This window comes from Anaerolineales bacterium (genome assembly GCA_022866145.1).
GTDB lineage: Bacteria > Chloroflexota > Anaerolineae > Anaerolineales > E44-bin32 > PFL42.
In genome coordinates this window covers 1-3,157 of the sequence record JALHUE010000034.1, presented here as the reverse complement: position 1 = coordinate 3,157, position 3,157 = coordinate 1, and the positions used below count along the sequence as shown (strand labels likewise).

The following is a 3,157-nucleotide window of genomic DNA, read 5'->3' as shown; positions in this document are numbered from 1 at the left end:
TCCACGCGGATGGCGCGAACGCTGTTGCTGGTCGGGGTGTGGAGCCAGTCGTGGAAACGCCGCCGGCCTTCGGGCGTCAGCCGCAGCAGCCGCCGGTCAGGCAGGTTAGGCTGGGGATGCGGGCTGGCGGTGATCCATCGGCGCGCCTCTAGCCGCTTGAGGGTGCTGTAGGCCTGCGACTGACTGAGGTGCCACAGCCCGCCGAGGTCGGCCGACAGCCGCTGGTGCAGCTCGTAGCCGTGGGCGGGACGCTGGCGGAGCAGGCCGAGCAGGACGAACTCCGGCGATAGGTCACTGGCGCGAGCGGCAGAGGCGGCCATGCATACTCACTGAGTGAGTATATCACCGCCGGCAGCGCAACCGACGCCCCGCCCGACCGGCCTGCAGCCTTTCCCGCGCCACGGACGGGGAGCCACCTGTGGCGGCCAATTGGGGCTAGCGGGCTGGCTTCCCGCCGGTGCTAGTGCACCAGGACCGCCGGGTCCTTGATCGCCCCCCGCGCGGTGAGCGGCTGATCGGTGGCCGGGTCGCGGCCCGAGGGCGGGTCAATCTTCTCGAGGCGAATGGCGCACACCTTGAAGTCCGGGATCTTGGCCCGCCGGTCGAGGCGGTCATGGGTCAGCACATTGGCGGCAGCCTCGACGAAATGGAAGGGGATGAAGGCGACGCCTTCGGGCGAACGTTCGGTGACCATCGCCCGCAGGCCGATCGATCCGCGGCGGGAGGTCGCCCGCAGCCAGTCCCCGGTGGCGACGGCCAGGCGGGACGCGTCCGCCGGATGCACCTCGACCGTGGCCTCCGGCCAGACCTCGTCCAGCTTCGAGCGTCGGCTCATCGCCCCACCATGCCAGTGATACAACACGCGCCCGGTCGACAGTAGGAATGGGTACTCGGGATCGGGCAGCTCGCTCTCCGTCCCGTATTCCAGCCTCCAGAAGCGCCCGCGCCCGATGGGGAAATCGTCGGCGAACAAGTAGGGCGTGCCGGGATGATCGAGCGACGGGCACGGCCAGTGCACGCCGCCCTCGGCCTGCAGCCGGTCGTAGGTGATCCCGGCGAAATCCGGCGTCACCCGGCGCATCTCCTCCCAGATCTCCGCCGGGTGGCGGTAGTCCCAGCCGGCGCTCGGGTGCTGCCCGAGGGCTGCTTCCAGGCGCCGGGCCAGGTCGCACATGATCTGCCAATCGGGCCGGCTATCGCCCACAGGGGACACGGCCGCCCGCACGCGCTGCACCCGGCGATCGGAGTTGGTGAAGGTGCCATCTTTCTCGGCGAACGAAGTCGAGGGCAAGATAACATCCGCCACCCGGCCGGTCGTCGTCAGGAAGATGTCCTGGCAGACGACGAAGTCCAGATGGTCCATGGCGTGCCGGGCATGGTTTAGATTGGGCTCGCTGGTCAGCGGGTCCTCTCCCATGACGTAGAACGCCCGCACGGCGCCGGACAAGGCGGCATCCATCAACTCGGTGATCATCAGACCGGGGGCGGGATTCAGCTGCGGCCGCCTCCATTCGCCGCCGAAGCGGGCACGCACCTCCGGGTCATCGACTCGCTGATAAGCGGTGAACACGTACGGCAGGGCGCCACTGTCCGAACAGCCTTGGACGTTGTTCTGACCGCGCAGCGGATTCAGGCCAGTCCCGGGCCGACCAATCTGGCCGCACAGCAAGGCCAGGTTGGTAATCGCCAGCGTGTTGTCGGTGCCGTGGGTGCTCTGGCTGATGCCCATGCCCCAGTACACGGCCGCGGCCCGGGCGCCGGCGTATAGGCGGGCTGCCTCCCGGATGGCGTCGGCGGGCACGCCGCTCACCGACTCAGCCCACTCCGGGGTGAACGCCTCCAGGGATTCGACGTACTCCGCGAAACCCTCGGTGCGCTCGTGGATGAACGTCGGGTTGTACAGCTTCTCGCGCACGACGACGTTCGCCATCGCCTGCCAGACGGCAACGTCCGTGCCCGGGCGCTGACGCAGCCAGAGCGTGGCAAACTCGGTCATCTCGATTTTGCGCGGGTCGATCACGATCAGCCGGGCATGGTTGCGGCGCACGGCGCGCTTGAGGAAGTTGCTGATCACCGGATGGGTCTCAGTGGTGTTCGAGCCGGTGACGATGAACACGTCCAGATCTTCCATCTCGGCGATCGAGTTGCTCATGGCGCTGGAGCCGATGGCCAGCTGCAATCCGGCAACGCTCCCGGCATGGCACAGGCGCGAGCAGTGATCGACGTTGTTCGTCCCCAGCACGGCCCGTGTCAGCTTCTGCAGCAGGTAGTTGTCCTCGTTGGTGGCCTTGGCGCAGGCGAAGGTGGCCACGGCGTCCCCACCTGACTGGCTCACGATCTCTGCCAGGCGCGAGGTCACCAGGTCGAGGGCTTCCTCCCAGGAAGCCGGGCGCCAGATCGGTTCGGCGGAGCGGGGTTGGTCGGTGTTGGTGCGGATCAAGGGCTGGGTCAGACGGCTGGGGTGGGAGACGTAGTCGGTCCCGAAGCGCCCCTTGACGCACAGCATGCCGTAGTTGGGGGCAGCCTCGAACGGCGCCTGCACCCGCAGAATCGTGCCGTCCTTCACATGCAATTCGAGCTGGCAGCCGACGCCGCAGAATGGACAGGTGGAGCGAACGACCCGGTCGGCCTGTAGCATGCTGCCTCCTCGCCCTTTCGGCGTGCGGACTGCCGGGGAAGGCCAATAAGGACGGCCTTCGTCGGAATTATAGCCCCGCTGCGGTTCTAGACGAAGGCCGGGGATCCCGGGTATAGTACAGGCGATTCGTCTCGCTGGAGGACTGGACATGGACCGCATCCGACGCGACTTCACGACTGTCACCCTGGTCCTGATCCCGGTCGCGATCGCAATTAACATCGTGGTCGGTCAGCTGGTGGTGGCCCTCAAGCTGCCGGTCTACCTGGACTCCATCGGCACGATCCTGGTGGCCGTGCTGGCCGGCCCGCTAGCTGGGTTGGTCACCGGCATTCTAGCGAACGTGATCTGGACCCTGACCGGCCTGGCGCCCTTCGCAGCCGCCTTTGCGATCGTAGCCGGAATTATCGGCCTGATGGCCGGCCTGTTCGCCCAATGGGGCTGGTTCAAGCGCCTGGGTCTGTGGCTGCTCGGGGGCCTGATCACCGGGATCGTGGCGGCGCTGGTCTCGGCGCCGATCTC

At 67.5% G+C, this 3,157-nt stretch carries 3 protein-coding genes; 1 reads left to right on the top strand and 2 read right to left on the bottom strand.

Going from position 1 to position 3,157, the window contains the following annotated elements; genetic code table 11:
* Both MUO23_01050 and fdhF read right to left on the bottom strand, forming a co-directional pair.
* Positions 1–320 (bottom strand): PadR family transcriptional regulator (locus MUO23_01050; protein MCJ7511538.1); only part of this gene is annotated, 320 nt, incomplete at its 3' end.
* A gap of 140 nt (positions 321–460) precedes the next feature.
* Positions 461–2,638, bottom strand: coding sequence for a formate dehydrogenase subunit alpha (gene fdhF, locus MUO23_01045; protein ID MCJ7511537.1), 2,178 nt, complete (start codon positions 2,636–2,638; stop codon positions 461–463).
* Positions 2,639–2,786: 148 nt separating this feature from the next.
* Between fdhF and MUO23_01040 the strand changes: the two genes are divergently transcribed.
* A partial coding sequence (locus MUO23_01040; GenBank protein ID MCJ7511536.1) for an ECF transporter S component occupies positions 2,787–3,157 on the top strand: 371 nt, incomplete at its 3' end.